Here is a 22870-nt window from a genome sequence, read left to right on the forward strand (position 1 = left end):
GTTATGCGCTCCTTGGCACAAAGCCTTGCGCGAGTGCCTGTGCCTTTTTAAGGCACTCTTTACACACCGAATTGGGTAATTCTGGCAATGGGAAATCCTGGCTCGCCGGGGACTCCATTTTATGCATCCCTTTGAGGCTTAATAGTCCTGGCCCGTGGATTTCAATTTCACCCTGTGGTGTTAAACGGATATATGCCCCACCGCACCCCAGTGTAATGCCGTTCTTGGCGGTCAATTGCAGATGCCCTTGAGTTGACTGGACAGTGACATCTTTTAATGCTGTCAGGGAAAGTACATCGCCGTGTGACTCAACTTCTAATGGCCCTTTGCCTGAGACCAGCCGCATCCCTTCCTGTTGTGAAAGCAGAGAGACCGCTTGGGAGGCATTTGCCGAAAATCGCTGAGAGCTGGTCAGGTTTATTTCCCCCTGACTTTGCAGATACATTGCTTTGCCACTTTGCAGCAACAGACTTTCAGGCGTAACCGCGCCAATACCTTGTGGCGCACTCATCAACAGGACAGGACCTTTAAGCTGGGTTGAGTCAGTCAACAGCTGCTTCAAACTGCTGTTCTCTGGCGGGAAATTATGATGCGTCTGAGTAATGCTTCCCCATTCCGTCATCTGGTTTAGCGCACCTTTCATCAAACTGATAGGTTGCGCCATCTCCAGCACCTGCCCCTGGGCTTTGGCCTGACCGTCGGCACTGATAAAGAGGCCCTTTTCTGCACGCAATGCACCAAAACTGTCGGTACGCAGCTCAAAACCTTCACCCCGAGGCTGTTTCTCGTTATCAACTAAATGCCCCAGATTCAACTGGCTTTTGCCGCCGTATTCGGTGCTGAGCTTGATGTGCTCTTTACCTCGTTCATCTTCAAGGCGCAGTTTATTATTCGACGGAGTGCGCAGTACGTTGCGTTTGTAATTACTGATGGTGACATGGTCGCCGTGCGCCGAGTCGTGCAACACAGAGGCAATATACGGCCGGTCCGGGTTGCCATCCTCAAACGCAATCGCCACTTCGGTGCCCGCCAGCAGCGGCAGGTGCAGGCCGTAGGTGTCACCCGCATACGGGCGAGCCTGACGAACCCACAAGCTTTCGTAACCCGGCTCCCAACTGTCACGGTCGAACATCAGATTGACACGGTAACGCCCGTCTTTGTCGATATGACCATAAGTGTCGTTCGCAGTGGTGCTGGTCACCCGCGCCGGCAAGGTCCCGGCCATGGTCGGCTTGCGGATAAGTGCTGGACGGAAGCAATAATCTTCGGAGTAAGGGATGGCCTCAAAATGCACTTCATAGCTGCGGTCACGGCGGGCATAGCTGGTGATGCGGGTGATGACCACCCCTTTACCAAACTGTGCCGGTACATCGTTTCCGGTGACTTTCAGTTCCTGACCCGGCCCCAATGTCGCCGCATTGGCCACCCCCGAAAAGCGCGCCTGATTGTTCAGGTAGCGTTCATGGCGCAGGCGGGCATAAAACGCCCCACTTTCACTTTCCGGCTCACGCCCCTCGCTGCCTGCGGTCAGGTAGTTATCGGCGTAATGATAAGCTTCGCCGTAGGTGGTGGTATCACCCCGAGTGATATCGGCCCCGGCCATCATATCGGCAGTCGCGGTGCGATAGTTGTAATCGCCGGTACTGACCGATTTTTCAACCACCTGATGAGCACTGGACAAGTCCCAGACCGACTCCACGCCGCTGTCGTGCATCCCCGAAGGTGGCACCGCTTGTAGCGTCAGCCCTGGCGGGTAAAAACGTTGGTCATCGTAAAATTCCACCACATCAATATTGAGTTTGGGGTCAGCGGTAAAACGAAACCAGATCCCCACTTCCGCCAGCAGGCGGCTGATAAAGGTCAGGTCATCTTCGCCGTATTGCATCACCTGCTCGCGGCGCGGATATTCACGGGCCAGCGTGAAGACAAAATCCTGACCGCGCATGTCATGGCGCTCACGCAGAATTTTTTCCACAATCTGCGGCACCGACATGTCCTGATAAATCCCGTTCTGATGGCTGCGCGACAACAAAGCCAAACGCGGTTGCAGACTCAGTTCGTAACGGCATTCATCTTTTGAAGCAGACAGGCGTTTAAATCCGGTCACCACGCCGTGGATCACCCGCTGGGTCTGCTGAACCGTCACGCCAAAGGCTTCGGCCACCGGGGCCGCCAATGTCAGTGACGCGTCCTGCATCAGCATCGTGGCCGGGTCAATCGCCTTGTCTGCGCTGGTGAATTGAATGTCGTAACAGAACGGCTGGCTTAAACTTTCGTGACCTTCAAAGCCCAGTACATCAACAGAGGCCGTGCTGTCGCGGACCACCAGTTTGTGGTGGCTATGGTCAAACCGAATAGCAGGGAGAGAGGTATTCATTTTTCGCCTCCTTCAAATTCAAGGGTAATGCCGTCGGCTTCATCCCAGCCCAAGGTCAGCGAGGTGGTGCGCTGTTGCTCACTCATGCGGCTTAACAGTTGTTGGCTCAGCACCGGTAAAATCTGCTGATTGAGCAGGCTATCGATGTTGCGCGCGCCAGTGTCCGGCAGCAGGCAGGCGGCGACTAGCGTGTCGTACAGGCTTTCTTCAATCGAGCAGTGCAAGCCGTAATGTTTGTTCAGGCGTTTAGCGACCTGTGCCAGTTTCATCTCGACGATGGTACGCAACGCGGTGGCATCCAGTGGGCGGTAGATCAGGGTCTGGAAGCGGGCCAGCAAGGCGGGCTGGAAGTGGTCACGTAGGATCGGGCGCAGCAGTTCATGCAGATCGCTATGGGTCGCTTCCGGTTGTTCATCCAGTAACTGCATCAGATGATCACTGCCCAGATTGGCGGTCATCAGGATCACGGTGTTACGAAAATCAATTTCGCGCCCTTCACCGTCGCGCATAAAGCCACGGTCAAATACCTGATAGAACAGGTTAATGACATCAGCGTGCGCTTTCTCAACTTCGTCAAGCAGCACCACGCTGTACGGGCGCTTGCGCACCGCCTCGGTCAGAATGCCGCCCTGACCGTAACCGACATAGCCCGGTGGCGAACCTTTCAACTGAGAAACGGTGTGCGCCTCCTGATATTCAGACATGTTGATGGTGATCAGCGATTTCTCGCCACCGAACAGTGTGTCGGCCAGTGCCAGCGCAGTCTCGGTTTTGCCCACCCCACTGGGGCCAACCAGCAGGAACACCCCCAGCGGGCCATTTTCGGACGTCAGGCCGGTTTTGGCGGCGCGCAGGCGTTGCGCCATCTCAACCAGCGCCGCATCCTGACCGACCACCCGGGTCGCGAGGTGGTTTTCCAGTTGCAATAAATCGGTCTGTTCGTCTTTCAACAGGCTGCTCAACGGCACGCCGGTCCAGTCGGCGATAACCGTCGCCACCGTGCGCACATCAACATCCAGCGACAGCAGCGGCGCATTACCCTGAATCTGACTTAACTCTTCCTGCAACCTGGCCAGATGTGCCGCGTTGGCGATATCCTGACGCGCGTCGATAATCAGGGCGGTGAGGCGTTGCTCTGCTGCATATTGCTGTTCAAGCGTTTGCTGCCCAACCAGCAGTTCTGCGCGGCGTTGGTCAATCTCAGATAAGCGGGTTGAACCGATACTCGGCAGCAGGAGCAAATCCTGTTCGATGGCCTGTTGCTCCATCGCCAATGCAGCCAGTTCGGCGTTAATTTCCATCAGCGCGACCGGTAGCGTGTCGATGCTCATGCGCACGCGGGCACCGGCAGTATCGAGCAGGTCCACCGCTTTATCCGGCAGTTGGCGACCGGTCAGGAAGCGCCGCGACAGGGTAACCGCAGCGGTAATAGCAGAATCCAGAATATGCACGCCGTGGTGCTGGGCGTAGCGGCCCTTTAAGCCGCGCAGCATCAGGCTGGCTTTGGCGTCGTCCGGCTCGTCAACTTTCACCATCTGGAAGCGGCGTTCTAATGCGGCATCCCGTTCAAAATACTGTTTGTATTCCGACCAGGTGGTAGCAGCAATGGTGCGCAGTTCACCACGCGCCAGTGCTGGTTTCAGCAGGTTGGCGGCATCTGCGCCACCGGCCTGATTACCGGCACCGATGATGGTGTGGGCTTCGTCGATAAACAGCAACACCGGTGTTGGCGATTGTTGTACCGCCTCGATAACATTTTTCAGCCGCTGCTCGAACTCGCCTTTGACCCCAGCCCCGGCTTGCAACAGGCCCAAGTCCAGGGTGCGCAGGCTGACGGTTTTCAGGCTATCCGGCACGTTACCTTCGGCAATGCGCAGCGCCAGCCCTTCAACCAAGGCGGTTTTACCCACACCCGGTTCACCGACCAGAATCGGGTTGTTTTTACGGCGGCGCGACAGGATGTCGACCATCTGGCGGATCTCGGTATCTCGACCAAAAATCGGGTCAATCTGCCCGGTTTTCGCTTTAGCAGTAACATCGAGGGTAAATTTATCCAGCGCCGCTTGCAGGGCGTCATTGAGTTGCGGCTGGCCACTGGTAGAGGTAGTAGTCGCTGCCTCATTGGTCAGATTGACCGGGCTGTCTGCCAGTGCCGCTGCCTGCTGCACCTCAGGACGTTCATCGGATTGGCTGTCCAGCAAAGGTAACAGGCGGTGTAACTGGGTGGTGCTCAGGCTGAGCAACGGCCATCCCGCCTCTGCGGTCAATAATGATGGCGAATTTATCAGAGCAGATAACAGATGAACCGAGCGCACCGCATCGGCATCTTCCTGCAACGAGGCATCTAGCCAGGCACTTTTGATCAGTTGCTGTAACGCGGCTGACAACTGGGGTTTGCCCTGCACCGTGCGCGGCAAAGTATCCAGATGGGCCAGCAACCCCTGCCACAGGCTGTCCATGTCCCACTCATAACGACGGGCAATCACCGTAATATCGCCTTCACCCTGTTCCAGCAGTTTCAACAACCAATGTTCAACGGTTATCTCGGCATGGGCACGGGTCTGACACAGGGTTGCAGCACCGGCCAGTGCCTGCGCGCAATAGGGATTTAACCGACGTAATAAGTGTGCTGAATGCGTTGTCATAAATTCTCTTCCTTGTATGCGAAACCTGATACGTTAGCCGGTTTCACTGGCGTTATTGTCGCCGTCAGTTTGAACACGGACAGCGCGCAAGGCCCGGAACGTACACGCAGTACGTGATGGCCCGAGCACTGCCCAGGTGCAAAATGGCAAGTAAAATAGCCAGATGAAGCTGGCGTCGGGCACGCTACCGCCCATAGCCATAAACCAAGGCCCATAAGGTCATCTGATAAAATGTGTGTGCGTTTGGCTGAATACCGATACCCCGATACTGAGCTAAAAACACAAAAAGCAGACGGCGAACCGCCTGCTGCTGCGGGTTACCCTAAATAATTCGTGTTGCAGGCAGGCGGCAAATGAACGAATCCCTGGGAGCATAGATAACTATGTGACCCGAGTGAGCGAACGTAGCCAACGCACCTGCGGCGCGAAGAATGACGGGTAATTACGCGGTAGTACGCTCGTTCCAGGAATCGGAATGAATGATGTTGCCGTCTTTGTAAGTCCAGGTAATTTTTTCGTAACGCAGCTCAATAGCTTCGAGGTGATTGTGTTTCTCTTTGGCCGGATCCTTGATGTCGTGCATCTTCGGTGCCACTTTCACCAGTTTCACGTTCTCAAGCTTGGTATTGAAATATTCCACTTCCTGGCCCGCATCGTTAATGCGATACCATTTGAACTCAGCGGATTTCAGGGTCTGGCCGGTGGTTACCGCTTTGTACAGGTACGGGCTGGAAGAATCGATTTCCTTGGTGAACAGGAACGGGGTATGGATACGGGTGCCGGTCAGCTTGCCCGTGTTGTTGTCTGTCGGGATATACAGGTTATGTTCCTGTGCCACGATCTCAATGCTGCCTTCGCGATCTTTAACATCTACGGAACCTTTAATGTCCGCACCGCCATCATCTTTCAGCCACAGATATACTGGAATTGCCATGGGTTACTTCTCCATTTCTAGGTTAATCACTCATCAATCATTTGATGAGTCTTGGGGGCTGGTGCTTTGCAGGCATCAACCTGCGGCACCAAACTAATATCGACACGACGGTTGAGCGCACGGCCTTCCGCAGTGTCATTTGTTGCAATCGGGCGTGTCGCCCCGTAGCCCTGAACCGCAAAGCAGGTGGGTGAGACGTCGCTGGTTGAGAGCATCCAGTCGCGTAGTGCTTCTGCGCGTTTAAGTGACAGCGTCTGATTAGCGTCGGCATCACCCGTAATATCGGTATGCCCTGCAACCACTATCAGCCAGCCGGGTTTGGCTTTGATGTCGATAAGCGCGTTGACCAGCATTTTGGTACTGCCCGGTTTGAGCTGGAACTTGCCCGTATCAAATAACGACAGCGCGTCGAGGCGCACCGTTGTTGCTACGCCCACTTCCTCTATCGCTGGCGGTGGGATATAGGCTTGAACAGCATCGAGTAGAGGCTGGTGCAGACGTTCCCCCTGATACAGCCCCAATCCCATACGCAGTGGTTCACCATTACGGAACCACTCATTGAGCTGTGCAGCATCATGGCGTAATACCTCAACAGCTTTTGCTTTTGGGCCATAATCCGTCATGGCTATGCTGTGGTAATGGCGAATATCAAAACTCACACGGTGCAACAATTGTCGGTTTTGCCAGGCACTGCTGCACAAAGCCACTATTGCCGCCAGGGTCAGTAAAGTGACGCCATGGCGCAGCACCCGGCGACGTGACGACACACCACTGCCGAGGGGAAGTGTTGAAAAGACAAAATCTGGCAAAGGCAAGACGTCATGCGCAGCCGTCGACGGTGGATGCCAACCGGACACCTGTCTCAGCGAGGTATGGGCGGTTAGCCAATGTTGCCAGAGGGAGCTTTGCTCTATATCTGGCAGACCAGCAACCTGCTGCTGAATAATCTGCTGTACAGAGACCGGTGCCACATCCTCATTGCGCGCCTGCAACACCGGGAGCACTTGTGCTTTCAGCCAGTCATGATGGCAGCTGAACAACACCGTCTGTTTCAGTCGTTCCGCCTGTACAACATTGCTTTGTGCGCGCTGCCAGTCGGCCAGAGATCCCGGCGTCGAGATGGTTGACCAGAGCGTCAGCGGCGGAGTTTGCTGTTGTGACAACCAAACCGCATCATGGGCCATCAGTGTGGCCACCGTGCTACTCACCAATAAGGGAATGCGATGGCGGCTATCGCTACACAGTTGCATCAGTTGCCAACGCAGCTCCTGTAAATCGGCTGCCAGCTGGCGTTCATCGCTGCGTTGCTGCGGGTTCACCACCATCATCACTGTCAATTGAGCAGCCCATTCAGGCCGCTGCCACAGAAGCTGTCGGGTAAACAGTTGTAGGCTGTTTATCTCATCCACTCGCAGCCAGCAGCCTTGCGCAGTCTGCAGCATCCTCTCGGTGCCAAATAATGATGCCAGACCATCACCACAGACCAGCACCACCGGTAAACGGTGGTTTTCAGGTGGAAGCGGATTTTCGGATGGTAGGGAGAATAGCGGTTCAGAGAATGCCATGTTCGGTTGACGTCTAGCCCGCCCTATTCCCACCAAGCAAATAAGGGCAACCAGCAACAGCATAAGCCAGCCGACTAACAGAGAGAAAGGCAGGAACGCCAGACACAATATGCCCGCCAGAAGACCCGCCCATAGCCATAACCCATATCGCCACAGCGGACTCATCACATTGGCCCCGGTAACAATGTCGGTAACAAACCAGATAGCCAGTGGTCAAGACCCCACCACAGCAGCGCGACCATCAGCGCAGCCAACCCCAGTCGCACTGGCCAGTAACGCAGCCAGACCCCAAGACGGTTACGGGATGAGGCAGTTGCCAAGATCCCACGTGATGGTGAAAAGCTGAACGCCGGTACCCGTGCGGTCAGTTGGCTGACCAGTTGTTCCCGTTCAGGTACCGCAATAGAGCGATATCCCCCGAGGAACCCCAACATCAGCACCCGGTGAAAACAGGTCAGTACTGCACTATCTGGTGCGGGCTCACGCAACACGGTGCGCATCTGCTCATAAAGCTGGTTACCGGCATCTAGAGTGTTGAAAAAATGCGCCTGCAAGGGCGAGTGACACCACACAAAGTAGGCATCATCCTGTACACCGCGGCCTTTCACAGTTTCATCCAGCAGAGCACATTGTGCGTACCTGATGTGCTGGCAACTTTGTTCGCTGTGGCCGGCGTCTTTCAGCGCCTGATGGACACGTTCAATGTCTGCAACACAGCGTTGCCAAAATGCCTGCCCTTCACCTTCGGAGCAGGCCATTCCCTGACGCAGGCTGATCACCTGCAGCCAGGTATCCTGTAGTAATGCATCAATATTCCCCGTAGGGGAGTGTTCAGTTATTTGATGGTTCATGCGCGCAACACCGCAAACAATTCCAGTTGGATCTCACCCAGCGTACCAGGCACATAGAACACACAAGCCCCTGCCTCCATCATCTGCTTCGCAGCAGGGTGGCTGAGATCAAGGGAGAAATACTGATTTTCCAGGCGCAAGGGGATGGCGGCAGGGACATGGCTCAGGGGACGCAATGGGATCCCGCTCAGTGCAACATTCACCACATTACCGACATCATCCGGCGCTCCGGCTTTACACAACTGCGGGAACTGGGTTTGTAACTGCGCTGAAGACAGAGTGGAACGTACCGACAGATAGAAATCGGCCCCCTCACGCAAGCGAGGATCACGCAGGGTCGCTCGCCACTGATTGATACGCGGTTCATGCTCCAGCTCAATCGCCACCACCCGAGAAGGGAGGCTGGCTTCCAGCAGAATATTCAGCAAAGCAAATAAGGGAGGAAAGACGCGGGTCAGGTGTTCATGCTGATAGGCTGGGATCGCTGTCACCTCGTGTTCAAGGGAAAACGTCAGCAAACTGCCCGCCAGTCTTGCCAGTTCCTGATACAGCCGTTCTGGGTGGATCTGTGGATAACGCTGAAAATTCCCCAGCACCGGTTCAGCGCTGTTAAGGGCATTGAGCAGCCAGAACAGCGACACATCCGCGACAGCAAAATCGGCCATTCGTGCATTGCTTTCCCGGCGCATGCCCATCAGTCGCTGTAAACGCGCCCGAAGCTGCACCATCAGTAATTCCAACTGTTCGCCACACCAGGCACTGGCCTGCAGGCTCAGCATAGGCGGGATAAAACGTGGGTCCAGTGTCCAGCGACCTTGCGCATCCCGCAGCAAACGCGCCACCGGGCAGACCTGATAATCGCCGTTTTCCTGACTGTCCAACCGCAGGGTCAGTTGGTGGTACATCACCGCGACCTGCTTTTTATCATCCCCATACTGATTTTGTACATCGCGCCAGGCCTGACGATGGCGCACGGGCCGTTCGCCCCGCTCATCGGGTTGCAGACAGTTCCCCCCGTTGGCATACAGTTGTGGCATCGCCAGCATAACCGTGGCTTCGGTGGCCTCCGGCGGCAGATTGGCGGCCAGTGTCAGTGTCGGGGGCAACACATCAGCACAATCGGTGTCCACCAGGACACCGTCCTGAAAACGAAGGTGCAAACGTTCTGCTTTCAGGCGGCCCTGAGCCAATGCATCTAATGCAAAAGTGGCCTGAAGGACTCCCCAGGGATGCATGACGCCCATTTGTGCGATGCATTCATTGGTCCAGGCCTCCCAAGAAGCCTGTTGTTGAAATTGCTGCGGGGAAATCAAAACTCCGCGAGTCCACAGAGGACGTTCAATCTTCATGGGTACTTCCTTGCGTACAATCATGCCCGATAAATTTCAAATTACGGCAAGGGCATTCACCCCGGTCATTGACTGGGGTGAATGGGCGTAGCCAACAATGCTGCAGTTTGAAAAATGATGACAATCAGGCTTTCGCCTTCGGCATCTGGGAAACCAATGACAGATTCACGTCCATACCTTCAACCTGGAAGTGCGGCACGGCATACAGCTTCACGCGGAAGAAACCGGGGTTGTCTTCGATATCTTCCACCGTGACTTTTGCATCACGCAGCGGATGGGAAGCCTGCAAGTCATCACCCGGATCAGTCATTTCCGTCACCAACCCACGGATCCAGTTATTCAGCTCCAGCTCCAACAGACGGCGGTCTTTGGTGGTGCCGATGTTCTCGCGCTGAATAAGCTTCAGGTAATGGGCAATGCGTGACAGCAAGAAGATGTATGGCAAGCGGGCATTAATACGGCTGTTGGCAGTGGCATCAGCGGTGTCATACAGCGCAGGCTTCTGGGCAGAGTTGGCCGAGAAGAAGCACGAGTAATCACGGTTTTTGTAGTACGACAGCGGAATAAAGCCCAGATTGGCAAACTCAAATTCGCGCGTTTCCGGGATCATCACTTCTGACGGGATTTTGACCTGATTACCGGTACCCAAATCGTACAGGTGAATAGGCAGGTTGGTCACCGCGCCACCGGCCTGCGGGCCACGGATCTGCACACACCAGCCGTTTTTGATGAAGCTTTTCACCATATTGGCGGCAAAGGCAAACGAGGCGTTGGTCCACAGATAACGGTCATGGTCCGGCCCTTTCACCTGCTCTACGTAGTTAAAGCTGCGTACCGGCACCGTGTCCGGGCCGTAAGGTAAGCGCCCCAGCACGCGCGGCATGGTCAGGCCGATATAGCGGGAATCATCTGAGTCGCGGAAGGCTTTCCACTTGATGTATTCGGCACGGTCAAAGTAGTTACCGATATCTTTGATGGCGGCCACTTCTTCCATGTTCTCTTTACCAAAGAACTCTGGACCCACTGAGCCAATAAACGGCATATGGGCTGCCGCGGCGACCTTGGAGATATTGCGCAATAGCGCGATATCTTGCGGGCTACGGTCGAACTCGTAGTTGGAGATAGCGGCGGCAATCGGTTCGCCACCGGGGGTGTCGTATTCCTGAATGTAAGTCTGGGTGTAGAGACCGCTTTGCACGATTTCAGGGGCGTCTTCAAAATCCTGCACCAGATGATCTTTACTGATATCCAGCAGTTCGATACGCACGTTTTGACGGAAATCGGTTTGATCGATAAGGGATTTCACGCCACGCCAGGTCGACTCCACCCGTTGGAAATCAGGGTGATGCATCACCGCATCCAACTGGCGACTGATTTGATCATCCAGCGCCGCAATGTGGCCATCCAGCAGGGTTTTATCCAGCTTTTCCACTTTTTTCGACGACTGCTTCAGCAGGTCTAAAAAGACACTGACGGCGGCAGTGACACGCTCATCAGTAGTGGCATCCGCCATGGTATCGTTGTTCTGGAAAGCATCCAGACCCGTCAATGAGGAGACTGGGCTCAGGTTGATTTTTTCAAATAAAGAGGCATAAACCCCCTGGGCTACGGGACGGTTTTTCTCTAATACGGTCGTCGCAGTACCCTGCGCACTGTTTTCCTGTACAGACATCAGCATGTTCCTTTTCTTCTTTCTACAAGCAGCCAATCCGGCGATTAACAGTCTTTGGGGGCCAATGCCGCCAGTTCAGCACGCAGCTCATCGCTCAATGCTTCGTCTTTGAGGATGTTTTCCAGCTCACGGCGGAAGGTGGCGTTGTCCAGCAAATTGGACTTGAGATCACGCAGCAGATTGCGCATTGCCAGCAAGGCACGCAGTTGTGGGATTTGACGGGCGACACTTTCCGGCTCGAAATCTTTCATGTCGTTGAAGGTCAGAGATACGGCGGTATCGGTATTATCCCCTGCCAAAGTATCAGGCACCGCTAATTTCAGGCTCGGTTGGAACTCGGCCAACACGCTGTTGAAATTATTTTTATTGATATTAAGCTTTTCACGTTCGGACAGCGGACGCTGTTCCTGACCGTTGCTGTAATCGCCCATCACCAGAAGTTTTAAAGGTAGTTCGACTTTCTTCTGGGCACCGCCGGTGTGGAGGTCTAATTTAATATTAATACGCGCTTTGGGTATCTCATTTTGGAAGCTTGACGAGGCCATTGACTTTCCTTGTTAGAGGACGGGAATTTAGGAAATCCACCCCTGAAAAGATGCGTAAAAATAATCGGCATCACCTGGAACAATAGCCATCGCTCACCAATAAACCGTGGCAATGAAATTAAGGAAAATAATTGTTCGTAGATAACCTTCGCATTCGCAGGATGGCATAACACAGTATCTGACAGGTATTTTTCACACACATAAGTATATCGATTAAATACCCAGTGGCGGCAGTGTAAAAACATTAGCCAGGTAACACCAATGGGTTAAATGTTACAAAATGTAACTATTAGCATTTCAGAAAAAATGCAACATCACATTGAAGAATAAGAAGTTTCTTGTTAGGTAAGAAAAAATCCTTGTGCCTTAGCACGTTAAAAATCATCATGAAATTTAAACCAAGACTGCACGAAATGCATTGTAGGAATGGTCCTACATTTTATTTTTTTAAGAGTGTGATCTGACGCCAGAGTATTTCACAACAAAGAGGGATAAAGAGGAACCTAACGGTTATCACAATGAATCAGTTAACTGTTAATAACGTAAAAATGACTTATCGATATATAATTTCATTGAATGATACATGCAGTACCAGAAAATAGAGGTATGTGGCAGATTTATACCGATGAGAAACTGCTGTGCAGCGAAAAATACGATTATCAACGCAGTTGGTAATACAAGTAAAAAATGATATCCGAGAACAATCCGGTTTCGGTTGTACGGAGTTGACTCTCTCCAGCGTCAGCCACGCTAAGTGTATAGCTAGGTGATAAATGTATAAAATCAATTACATAGGTCAATAAGTTGATATTGATCACTTAATCAGCTCGCCTCAGCAAGACTAATCCTATGAAAATCATCACTGGGCGATCATTTTTAATACAGCCAAACCTGGCATTTGCCAGAAAAATCCGCCCCTCACTACTCCGATACCTATCAATTTACCTCGTCAGCATAATGCTGTACGGTCCGGTGGATTCAGAACGAAGGTTAAAAGAGAGCTGTACCATCGTAGCGACAAGTCCCAAATTATCGACAAAAAAACTCTCTTGATTTTGGCACCATCTAGATTACGCCAAACACGCCTCATTAATATGAAAACGATACGATTGTATTCTTTTTCCCATTTTTATCTTTTTCATTATTGAGTTATTATGTGCATTAACCGTTTTGATGCTGAGCTTGATTATCTGGGCTATAGTCACTGGGTTAATACCTAACTTTAAATAACACATAACGGTGCGTTCCTTGCCCATGAGTGCGTTCTCACTGGCCGGGTAACTCATTGCATTACTTTCAGCTTGTAACTCTTTTCCCTCCAGTAAACCAATAGTACTCTGGATTATATCGTCAATTATATTATTACTGTAATTACCATATATAATGTCTGGGTTATTATTAGGTAATTTACCGTCGGCAGCTAAACCCTGACTATCATTCAAGAACACAATAAATAATGTATGTTTTTGTTACCCTGAGTATCCCGAACATGGCGTTCACAATAGCGTTGTGTATCCTGCTTTGAAACCAGCTTTAATACTTGTGTTTTTTAGCCAGAATAATAGATGAATCATTAAGTATTAATTCAGTTATCTTATCTAAATGCTTGGATAGTTCAGATTGCAATGCTAAAGAGAAAAAGATATTTTTTTATGAATAACCACCATAACGCATTTGTTCATAAACCCTCTTGGGAGGTCTGCTGGTATCTCGGTAATTCTCAACATAAAAATTTAAATCGTATCGATGACACCTAAACACACCTAATGACAACTACAACAAACACCCTAAAAACAGCATTTATTCTATTTCAAGATCGACAATGCGGCGACATACGCCACAAATTAGCAGATATATAGTTTTTTACTCCAAAAATTAAATAAAGGAAGATGCTATACATCTTAAAATATAGCCAATAGTAGCTTGTACATTTTTTAATTTAGGAATTCAAAAAAAACTTAAACCGCACTCAGCCATTCCCTAAAAATACAAATTGACAATAAATTATTTAAAGTTTAAATATGCGTTCACTATAACTACATTCAAAATTTATTATAACTCGCTGAGATCATCATTAATAAGAAAAGCCATGTACTTGCCGGTAGAATTGGGAAATGTATGTTGTATGTTAAGAACAACTCCACCTATCCTGCCACTGAGCAGCTAATCAACCACGTTAAAAACGATTTACATTAAGATGAAATAGACTGCAAAAATGATAATAACGAGATTTTTTATCTAAAAGGAAGTAATTATTATAAATTTAATCAACTTACCTTTATTGGTATCTGTGCAAAAAAAGAAGACAGTGATTACCCTTCTTGCAGAACGATCAGGATTAACTCGGGAGAAGCACGATGAAAAAAAGGTTACCTTACCGTGGTTTACCTGATGATATTAGCTGCCGTCGCCATTTTCTGGGTCTATCAACTATTGCCTAAAGTTGTTTTACAGTGCGATTCTGAGCTATACCTGAAAAAAACATTAATACCTATGATTCTGTTTCATTACTGGCAGATATGAGTATCTTTTTATCCCGCAATGGTGATGGTTTTATAAAACTCACCGGAACGGCGCAGGATAAAACATCATCATATATATTAAATCGCGCTCTGCCATTCAACTACACCACCTTGGATAATAACGGTGTTTATACAGTCAACTTCACCACTCAAATTATAAGAGCTATTGATGATGTTCCAGATAATGTCTGGTCGAAATTCATTCAGACAACACGTGATGATGTACAGTATTTTGTCAGTGTAAAAAATATAGATAAAAACCTCTATGTCATTAATGGGTTATCATCTCCTGTGTTAATTTGTGCAACCCCCTGAATGACATCCCCTATCGCCAAAAGAAAGCCCCTTTATTTCTATGATTAATGAAGCAACTCAAGAGGTTGTGAGGTATTTGTCATTTTACCCATCACAAAAGCCAGATTGGCAGCGGCGACCAGCGAAGCGGCGTGGGCATCGGTACTCATCTGTTGTGCATTCAACAAGCCATTGGCCGCTTCGTTAGCGACCGTGATGGTACCTACACCATTACGATAAGATTCCAGTGCAGCGTCATAGGTGATAAATGACGTTTTCACCAGATTGAGTGCCGCCTGATTAGACTCAAGTGCCGAGTGCAAAGTATCCGCCGCCACCACGATTTCACGCACCGCCAACTCCTGAGTTTTCTTAAATCCTTCCGCTGCAACTGCCGCACGAGACTCCGCCTCTTTGACCCGCGCCGCCCGTATCCCGCCATCGTAAAGAGGAACACTGACCCCCACCAAAATGCTAGAGGATGAAGTCTGCTGGCTAATCCCAGGTAGACCCTGAATATCAAAGCGCCCATCACCGCCTGCGACTGCTCCGGCAAGATAGACTTTTGGCAAAAAGTCGGCCTCAGTGGCTTTGATACCTGCCTTGGCAGCTTCTACCGCCGCATAGCTGGCTAACACATCAGGCCGCTGGGAAAGGGCCAGACGAATCATATTTTCGGTCGGCGTGCTGGCAACATCTGGCAAAGCGCGGTCTTCGGCATAAGCGATGTTGATATCTAATGAGGGAGAAACCCCCATCGCCCCCAGTAATGCCTGATAAGCATCACGTTCCGTACCTTTTGTCATCACGCGGCGCAGTTCAGACTGTGCCACCTGTTGGCGCGCCAACGCCACTTCGACGGTGGTGGCAATACCATTTTTTTGACGTTGTTCGGCAGCATCTTGAATCTTTAAGCTATTTTTCAGCGTTTGCTCTGCTATCTGCCTCTGGGTCTGCGCGGCACCATATTGGAAATAAGTCCGTGTGACATCGTAGATTAGCTTCTGATGCATCCCATTAAAGCTAACATTGGCGGCATAAGAGGTTTGTTTAGCTGCGTCAAGTAATGCACTACGCTGCCCGAAATCAAAGATAAGCCACTGTAATGCCAGCGCCGGAACAACTGCGCTCCCAGAGGTATTGACATCCTTATGGCTGCCAATCGCGTAAGGTAACGGTGTGCTGGTACTCTGGTAGCCACCAATAACACTGGCTGAAATGATCGGTAAAAATACCGCCTCCCCCATGCCGACAGCCAATGCAGCCTGTCGCGCTTGCTGCCAGGCAATGCGGGTATCTGGATTCTGATTCTGGGCAATATCAATCAGCTCAGGTAATGAGTAAAGATGTCCGCTCTTTATTGCCGGTGGCTGAGGAAGTTCTGCCACCAGCGGATTAGCTGGCACAGAGAAATTACCCGCGCCCGCAGCACTGCCCGTATTGGCATCCGCGACCCAAGGTTCGGAATAGGAGGCTGGCGCGAGGTCAAGTCGCTCAGTGGCACACCCCGTAATCAATATGCATAAGCCAGCCGCCGTGCAAATAAGGCCCATTTTGGCTATCCTAGCCATCAGTACCGCGTGAGTCGTCATGTCATCAAGTTCCCAGAAGTTCCCCGAGTCTTTTTATACGTTGCCCAATAGTCAGTTCAACTGGCGATAACCCCTGCCATGAAGATTCTCTCTCTGGCACGTGCTCGCCTTGTTGCGCGGTAATGTCACCGACAAGCGAGAGCTGACGCAGTTGTTCCACATCAGACGCCGACTTTTCAGTCGGTAGAAACAGCACTGGGCACAATTTACTCATTTCTGCCAGTATCGCGTACAAGCGTGCGCACTCTTCTCGTGAAGGGCGTAATTGTGCTGGCTCAAAGGGAACCAGTGCCAGTTCTTCTCGCGCTTGGGTAATCTCCGCCTCAATGGTTGTCGCTTCTCTTAGTGCCGCAGGCCGTGCATCAGGCGACAGCGCTGCCAAATTTGTCAGTCCCGTCAACGTGTTACTAATATGTATGCGCACCGCATCTACAATAGCCACCGGCCACAACCGGGTAAAAATCAAATACACCACCAGATTACCCAGTAAGATCCCAAGCACCCTATCGAGGGCCACCCCCAGATCTGTACTTGGCCCGAAGCCTTGCAACACCGTCAGCAGGAATGCCAGCCCAACCTGCACACCGGCATAAGCGATACGCTCGCTGCCACAGGAAACCCAAGCGGCCAATAGAATGCAGCCAAACACCAGCGCCATCAATTGACCAATATCACTCAGGTAGGGAATAATGAAAATGATCGCCAGAACCCCCATTAACGCGCCGATCAAGCACCCGATAATCCGCAGTACCAGTTTATGCACTGTCTCACCGGTGGTACCTAACGCCGCGACATAGCAGGTGATCATGGCAGTATGGATATCCTGCCAATCCAATGCGGTATAGACCAGATAGCAAATAAGGGCGGCGGCAGTGGTCTTTAGCGCAAAACGCTGATGAGCAGGATTGGTCAGTGCATCTGCGGCAAAGAATGAGGATTTCGGGGCAGCCAAATCTTGCCCATTATCCGCATTCGCCAGTGCTAGCAGTGCGTTTCTGATTTCATTGATCTCATCACCCGCATTCTCAATAGCAAAGTGAGGGGTAACAGCAAGATTGCCCGCCGCTATCGCCTGTGCCGCATCGCAACAGTAGCCCGCGAGTTCAATACGCTCATTCTCTGGTGAGCCAGCAGATAAAGCTGACGTTGCCAATAGCAGGCGATAACTGCTTTTTACGGCACTTTCCAACCAGGCTGCTTCAGACGAGGGGCGTAGATGGAAGATACGTACAAAAAGCGCCCGCTGTTGATGCTCATTTTGCCCTTCCTGTAGTAGCTCAGTTAGCTTAGCCATATTGGTGGCATCGGGTTGGCGCAATGTCTCGGCTACGGTGAAAAGTCGCTCGGCTAAACTGGCCCGCAATAACGTCTGGGGTGCCCGGCCAAAGAAAAGGTTAAAGCCAATAATCAGCAACATCGGGGAAACCGCCATTAACCAGGCATACAACAGCCCCCGCGTTGCTACCTCACCCATGGGTATATCACTGAGCAGCGTCATCACAAACGCAATAACCAGCGCAATAATACTCCCCACCGGGCCGAGCTTACTGGCTGAGCCAAGATAGAGAAACAAAAACGAACTGACAATCAAGGCTGCCATGCGCAGTGGCGCGGCTTCCAACGTGAAATGAATAAGCAGAAACACCAGACCAACCACCAGCGACACCAGAATGGTGATAGCAATCGCCATCACCATGCTTTCTACGCCATCCGGTTTCATGACGAAAATAATCAGATAGCAACTGATCGCGGATTCCGGGATGCCATACACCATGGCAACCATAGCCATCAATGCACAGAGTGCAGCAACCCGCCAGGCCATCGCCACTCGCCCAGGGAAATAGGCTAAATCCGCTTTTGCCTGACGGATTATGCCACCGAGCGTACCGTCAGCAACCGTCGTCATTGCGCACAACAACCACAGCAGTCGCCCCGATTCGCATCAGGTCCTCCGGCGGTTTTTCCAGACTGATTCTCACTGGGAAACGCTGAACAACACGTACCCAATTTAATGATTTCGGGACATAAGGCAGACCACGTGGAATATTCAGCATATCCTCAGAGCTGACACCCCAACCAATCCCCTCAACTCGCCCCTGAATCGCACGCTGTCTGTCCGCCATGACATACACGGTAGCGCAATCCCCCACGTTGATATGCTTCAATTCCGTTTCACGGAAAAAGGCCGAGGCATGCCAATGTTCAGTATTGATAAGGGTAAAAATGGCCTGATCCGGGACGATAAACTCCCCGGCCGAGACCGTCAGCCCCACCACCCGACCATCATGGGGGGCACGTACTTGTGTATTCGCCAGCTCCCGTTCAGCAATAGCCAGCGCCGCGCGCCGTGCGACTACCAACGCTTCAGCGGCCGCAGTCGTGCTGACTAAAGCCTCCGCAGCAAATGACTGTTTTAATGCCTGTTTCAGGCTGACCTCGGCGTCGTGTTTCGCCGTCGCCGCATCATCGACCTGCTGGGCGGTGACATAACCTTTAGGGAGCAGAGGTTGTAGCCGGGCCAATGTCTGAGTCGCTAACTTGAGATTGGCTTGCGCCCGTACAATTTGTTCATTGGTAATCGCGGCATTGGATTGTTCAGCGACCACCGTCCGTTGCTGGGTATCGCGAGCAGCCTCTGCCATTTGCAATTCAGCTTGCGCCTGTGCGACTTGCAGCCGATAGAGATCCGGCTCGATGGAAAACAGCAGGTCACCCCGCCGAACTTTGCTGTTTTCCACGACATTAATCGAGATAATACGGCCAGGTACCGAACTGGCAACATGCACCACACTGGCCCCTAATTCTGCATCTTCAGATAATGGATTCAGTGTAGTCTGCCGCACGGAAAGCCAGCCTGATATCACTGCCGCGACGATGATAACGCCGGCGACGATGAGCGCCAGTTGCCGCTTACGCCCACTCCCTGATAGTTTATTCATATTCATCATTCATCGTGTAAACAGTAATAGGGAACTGATAAATGCCACAGCAAGCGCCAGGCAGACATACACCAACAGCCGCCATGGCAGCACCTCATCAATACCCATCCGAATAAACAGAATGCGAGCCATCACCGCCACAACTATTCCGATAAAAGCGCACGCCATCCAGGAAGGAAAGTAAGAGCCCACCAATGAAAATGAAGGCGCCGCTACGCCGGTGCAGCCGCTCAGAGCAATAACCGATAACAGAACTAACGACCCGCGCCATAAGTTCAGGTTGGTACTCGCTAACCCCCTGAAAAAAAACCACTCTGGCTTCCTAAGGGAAGTCATATCATTCATTATTCGGCCTCAGTTAATGTGGCGTTAACAGGCAGAAAAACAGCTATTCGATCATAAAAAGTCACTACAGATCGCTGCCCAACGTATTTTTGAAGATTTGCCCATCTTTCATAATGAGCCTGAATGCTTTCTCTGGCCGAGCAATGAGTTGAATATCACTCAGTGGATCACCATCAACCAGAATCAAGTCAGCCAGTGCGTCATTCTCTACCACACCCAACTTACCGGGATACGGGTTTCTTGGACCGGAGAAGGCACAGAGTTCAGCATTAACGCTGGTGGCCATCTTGAGAATTTCAAGCGGTGAGTACCAGCGAGTCAGCTTGGCCAATTGAGCACCCTGTCGGGTTGCCAGTCGGGCATCGAATAATGTATCGGTGCCCCACGCTGTCTTGATGTTATATTTTTTCGCCAACCTATAGGCCGTATCAGTACCGGCAACCATCTCAAGCTGCTTGGCACGTGATGCCGGACTGGCCATTGGCACCGCATCCTCGTCATCAAGGAAGGGTTGCAAGCTCCACCAAATGCCTTTTTCTGCCATTAACTGGACGGTCTCCTCATCCACCAACTGGCCGTGTTCGATACATTTAACCCCACCTTTAATCGCCATGGTGACCGCCCGTGCCGTATAAGCATGGACGGTGACATAGGTACCCCAATTCTCAGCCGCCGTAACTGCCGCTTGAATCTCTGGTACCGATCCCTCGGTCACACTGATAGAGTCATACATAGAGGCTACACCACCCCCTGCCATGTATTTGAGTTGCGACGCGCCTCGCATCAATTGTTCTCTGGCACGCAGTAACACCTGATCGGCACCATCGGCAATCGCCGTCATACCTACGCGTTCGGCATAACTCAAGGGGTCTGATGGCGTATGCGGTAATTCACCAATCAGACGGAAATCGCCGTGCCCACCAGTTTGAGTGATAAATGCGCCGGAAGGATAGATGCGTGGCCCGACCGTCACCTGCTCATCAATGGCGCGTTTCAAGCCAAAAACCGGCCCGCCCATATCACGCACCGTGGTGAAACCACGCATTATAGTCGCCTGCGCCTCTGCAATTGCCAGCGCCTGGATATAATTAAAATCTGCTGTCATCGCCGTCATCATTGATGGCCGAGCCATAATGGCGTGCCAGTGTGCGTCGATCAGCCCTGGCATCAATACACCGCCACCACCGTCTATCCGTTCCACATCCGGTGGCAATGCTTTATCAGCCGGCTCTACCGACTTGATCCTGTTACCTTCCACTAATACTTGCAACCCATCGCGCAAATGGTCTGAAACACCATCAAAAAGGCGAATATTAACAAAGGCCATCACACGCACAGTATTGGCCGCGACATCTCTTCTTTGCTGAGTCGCGCCTGGGATCGCCGCAGCAACGGTTGCCGCTGTTATAGGGGCAGAATGAGCAGCTTTCTGAGCAAACACCGTATTGATACGAACGAACGCCGGACTATGGCAAAGACAACAATCAGAATGAGTGTGGGGAAGCGCTATCAAAGGCATATGAGGCATTGTGTTCTCCTTATATGAACTCTCCCTCCATCAATAACTAGAGGGCCGGTTCTCAATCATAGAACAAATTTATTACGTAACGACTTATTTTAATGGAAAAAATCAACCAGAAATCGTGACAATGCTCTGATCCTGACATGATAAAGCGGATGTTGCCGTGATGAACCGACCTAAGCACGCCCTGCAAGTAGAACGTGCTTTTTACTCATTTCTGCTGTGCCGCCCACCAGGATAATAAGCGTAAACAAGAGGAGTAATAGTCTTCTTCTGGTTGTAATACTGCCGTTAATTGAGCAGCATCACCTAAGGTAAGATCCCGTATCGCCAGCATCCCAGGTGTCAGTGCATATTCCGCGGTAGCCCCCGTAACAACATTGACCCATGCCGGTGTTTTTAAACGCGAAAAACCTTGCCAATAGCCAATAAAAGGCGCCAATGTACTGCCATTATGTCCTCCCCAACTGAGATATAATGGAATACGCACCGCATCAAAACTAAAACGTGCAGGCCAACCATTGGCTGGTGCGAAACTACCATCCGACTGCAATGACACCCAATCAGTCGGCAAATTGACTTTGCCAAGCTTCATCGCTGATAACTGCTGGATAGCATCGTCATTCAAGTCTTTCCATATTTTCAAATGACTGTATTGGTAGAATGCATTCCAGGCTGGAAATATGTAATAAGACGGGTTGATCACAACATAACTGGTATGATTAAAACTTGCAGAGCCTGGCAATAATACATGATAACCGGCAAAGTTAATGACCGTGTGCTTAATAATAGCATTCTGTATCTGATTAGATTGACTCGTATAGTCGCGATTGTGCCATTTATCCCCAGCCAGTAATAATGCCCAAGCAATCAATATATCGCCATCTGTAGCATTATTTTTATCCGCAACTTTTACTTTAGCATTCGGCTCATAACGCCATGAAAATAATCCGGTATCTGCATTGTATAATGTCTTTTGAGTCCAACCCAATAATGAATCAAAGGTAGGCCGGTCATCATTGAATACGGCAAGTAGCATACCAAAACCTTGCCCTTCGGTATGGCTGATATCATGGTTACCCGTATCAACAATTCGGCCATCGGGCTTAAGAAACCGGCTTTTAAATTGTTCCCAGCCGGGCTGATAAGCCTGTACCCCGGTGGAAAACAGTAGGCCAAATAGCACACCGGCGGTAACAACAACACGCATGACCTTCATAATTAGCATAATATGCCTCAAATGCCGTTTTTATAACGGAACACTAATGGACCTTCGGTTTTATTATCCAGCCAACGGACATTCACTTCTGACTGCCCTCCCTGCTGCCTGAGCCACTCCTTATAAATACCTTCCAAAAATGTTGCAAATGCAGTTTTCCACTGCGACTGTTCAGTCAGATTGTCCGTGTCCGGCCATGCACAGTGACTTAACTGCATTTCCTGTTCATTCGCGGCAATGCGCAAAAATCCCCAATGATATCTGGACCATAGATGATTAATTTGATCTTCAAACTCACCCACGGTATGACTTATCGGTAAGGGGTTATGCTGTGCCAGTTGAGTCCCCATGTTGCGGATAAAAGCCCTGCCATCCGCACTGTCAGCATTAGCCTGAATACCTGAAAAAAGCACTTGCACCACATTTTGCCATCCCGGCTGATGCTGCTGCTGACGGTAATAATCCTGTTGTTCCGAAAGATAGTTATTCTCTTGCATGA

The 22870-nt window shown here is 51.0% G+C and carries 18 protein-coding genes; 1 reads left to right on the forward strand and 17 read right to left on the reverse strand.

What is annotated here, in order from left to right; genetic code table 11:
• Position 1 precedes the first annotated feature (1 nt).
• The 10 genes from vgrG to Q2T72_RS18375 form a co-directional block, all read right to left on the reverse strand.
• Positions 2–2377, reverse strand: coding sequence for a type VI secretion system tip protein VgrG (vgrG, locus tag Q2T72_RS18330; protein WP_372569619.1), 2376 nt, complete (start codon positions 2375–2377; stop codon positions 2–4).
• Positions 2374–5022, reverse strand: coding sequence for a type VI secretion system ATPase TssH (gene tssH / locus Q2T72_RS18335; protein WP_372569620.1), 2649 nt, complete (start codon positions 5020–5022; stop codon positions 2374–2376). The genes vgrG and tssH overlap by 4 nt, the downstream gene beginning before the upstream one ends.
• Positions 5023–5055: 33 nt before the next feature.
• Complete coding sequence (locus Q2T72_RS18340; protein WP_372569621.1) at positions 5056–5223, reverse strand: hypothetical protein; 168 nt, start codon at positions 5221–5223, stop codon at positions 5056–5058.
• Positions 5224–5464: 241 nt separating this feature from the next.
• On the reverse strand, positions 5465–5956 hold the full coding sequence (gene hcp, locus Q2T72_RS18345) for a type VI secretion system effector Hcp (RefSeq protein ID WP_004711812.1): 492 nt from the start codon (positions 5954–5956) through the stop codon (positions 5465–5467).
• 26 nt (positions 5957–5982) lie between these two features.
• A complete protein-coding gene (locus Q2T72_RS18350) occupies positions 5983–7686 on the reverse strand; it encodes an OmpA family protein (protein ID WP_372569622.1) in 1704 nt (567 codons plus the stop codon).
• A complete protein-coding gene (gene tssL, locus Q2T72_RS18355) occupies positions 7686–8372 on the reverse strand; it encodes a type VI secretion system protein TssL, short form (protein ID WP_083162569.1) in 687 nt (228 codons plus the stop codon). Before tssL ends, Q2T72_RS18350 begins: the two co-directional genes overlap by 1 nt.
• Positions 8369–9721, reverse strand: coding sequence for a type VI secretion system baseplate subunit TssK (gene tssK / locus Q2T72_RS18360; protein WP_050292348.1), 1353 nt, complete (start codon positions 9719–9721; stop codon positions 8369–8371). Before tssK ends, tssL begins: the two co-directional genes overlap by 4 nt.
• Before the next feature lie 124 nt (positions 9722–9845).
• On the reverse strand, positions 9846–11399 hold the full coding sequence (gene tssC / locus Q2T72_RS18365; protein ID WP_004876065.1) for a type VI secretion system contractile sheath large subunit: 1554 nt from the start codon (positions 11397–11399) through the stop codon (positions 9846–9848).
• A 38-nt stretch (positions 11400–11437) separates the two neighbouring features.
• The gene (gene tssB, locus Q2T72_RS18370; RefSeq protein WP_372569623.1) at positions 11438–11938 is read right to left on the reverse strand and encodes a type VI secretion system contractile sheath small subunit; all 501 of its coding nucleotides are present in this window, start codon (positions 11936–11938) and stop codon (positions 11438–11440) included.
• A 1070-nt stretch (positions 11939–13008) separates the two neighbouring features.
• A complete protein-coding gene (locus Q2T72_RS18375) occupies positions 13009–13380 on the reverse strand; it encodes a LuxR C-terminal-related transcriptional regulator (protein WP_372569624.1) in 372 nt (123 codons plus the stop codon).
• Between the two features lie 1077 nt (positions 13381–14457).
• Here Q2T72_RS18375 and Q2T72_RS18380 point away from each other — a divergent pair.
• Positions 14458–14775, forward strand: a complete 318-nt coding sequence (locus tag Q2T72_RS18380) for a FidL-like protein (RefSeq protein ID WP_083162563.1) — start codon at positions 14458–14460, stop codon at positions 14773–14775.
• A gap of 44 nt (positions 14776–14819) precedes the next feature.
• Here the strand turns inward: Q2T72_RS18380 and Q2T72_RS18385 are convergent, their stop codons facing one another.
• The 7 genes from Q2T72_RS18385 to bcsD form a co-directional block, all read right to left on the reverse strand.
• Positions 14820–16346 carry a TolC family protein gene (locus Q2T72_RS18385; RefSeq protein ID WP_083162561.1) on the reverse strand — a complete coding sequence of 509 codons (1527 nt, stop codon included), beginning with the start codon at positions 16344–16346 and terminating at the stop codon, positions 14820–14822.
• 4 nt (positions 16347–16350) lie between these two features.
• Complete coding sequence (locus tag Q2T72_RS18390; protein WP_193784777.1) at positions 16351–18252, reverse strand: FUSC family protein; 1902 nt, start codon at positions 18250–18252, stop codon at positions 16351–16353.
• Positions 18236–19285 (reverse strand): multidrug transporter subunit MdtN, encoded by a 1050-nt coding sequence (gene mdtN, locus Q2T72_RS18395; protein ID WP_372569625.1) that lies wholly within the window; start codon positions 19283–19285, stop codon positions 18236–18238. The genes Q2T72_RS18390 and mdtN overlap by 17 nt, the downstream gene beginning before the upstream one ends.
• 9 nt (positions 19286–19294) lie before the next feature.
• Positions 19295–19630: a YtcA family lipoprotein gene (locus Q2T72_RS18400; protein WP_193784776.1), complete on the reverse strand. Its 336-nt coding sequence runs from the start codon at positions 19628–19630 to the stop codon at positions 19295–19297.
• 64 nt (positions 19631–19694) lie between these two features.
• Positions 19695–21158, reverse strand: a complete 1464-nt coding sequence (locus Q2T72_RS18405) for an amidohydrolase family protein (protein WP_083162559.1) — start codon at positions 21156–21158, stop codon at positions 19695–19697.
• A 205-nt stretch (positions 21159–21363) separates the two neighbouring features.
• Positions 21364–22380 (reverse strand): glycosyl hydrolase family 8, encoded by a 1017-nt coding sequence (locus Q2T72_RS18410; protein WP_083162557.1) that lies wholly within the window; start codon positions 22378–22380, stop codon positions 21364–21366.
• An 8-nt stretch (positions 22381–22388) separates the two neighbouring features.
• Positions 22389–22868 carry a cellulose biosynthesis protein BcsD gene (bcsD, locus tag Q2T72_RS18415; RefSeq protein ID WP_372569626.1) on the reverse strand — a complete coding sequence of 160 codons (480 nt, stop codon included), beginning with the start codon at positions 22866–22868 and terminating at the stop codon, positions 22389–22391.
• Positions 22869–22870 lie beyond the last annotated feature (2 nt).

The sequence above is a fragment of the Yersinia sp. 2466 StPb PI genome (genome assembly GCF_041538325.1).
Classification (GTDB): domain Bacteria; phylum Pseudomonadota; class Gammaproteobacteria; order Enterobacterales; family Enterobacteriaceae; genus Yersinia; species Yersinia enterocolitica_E.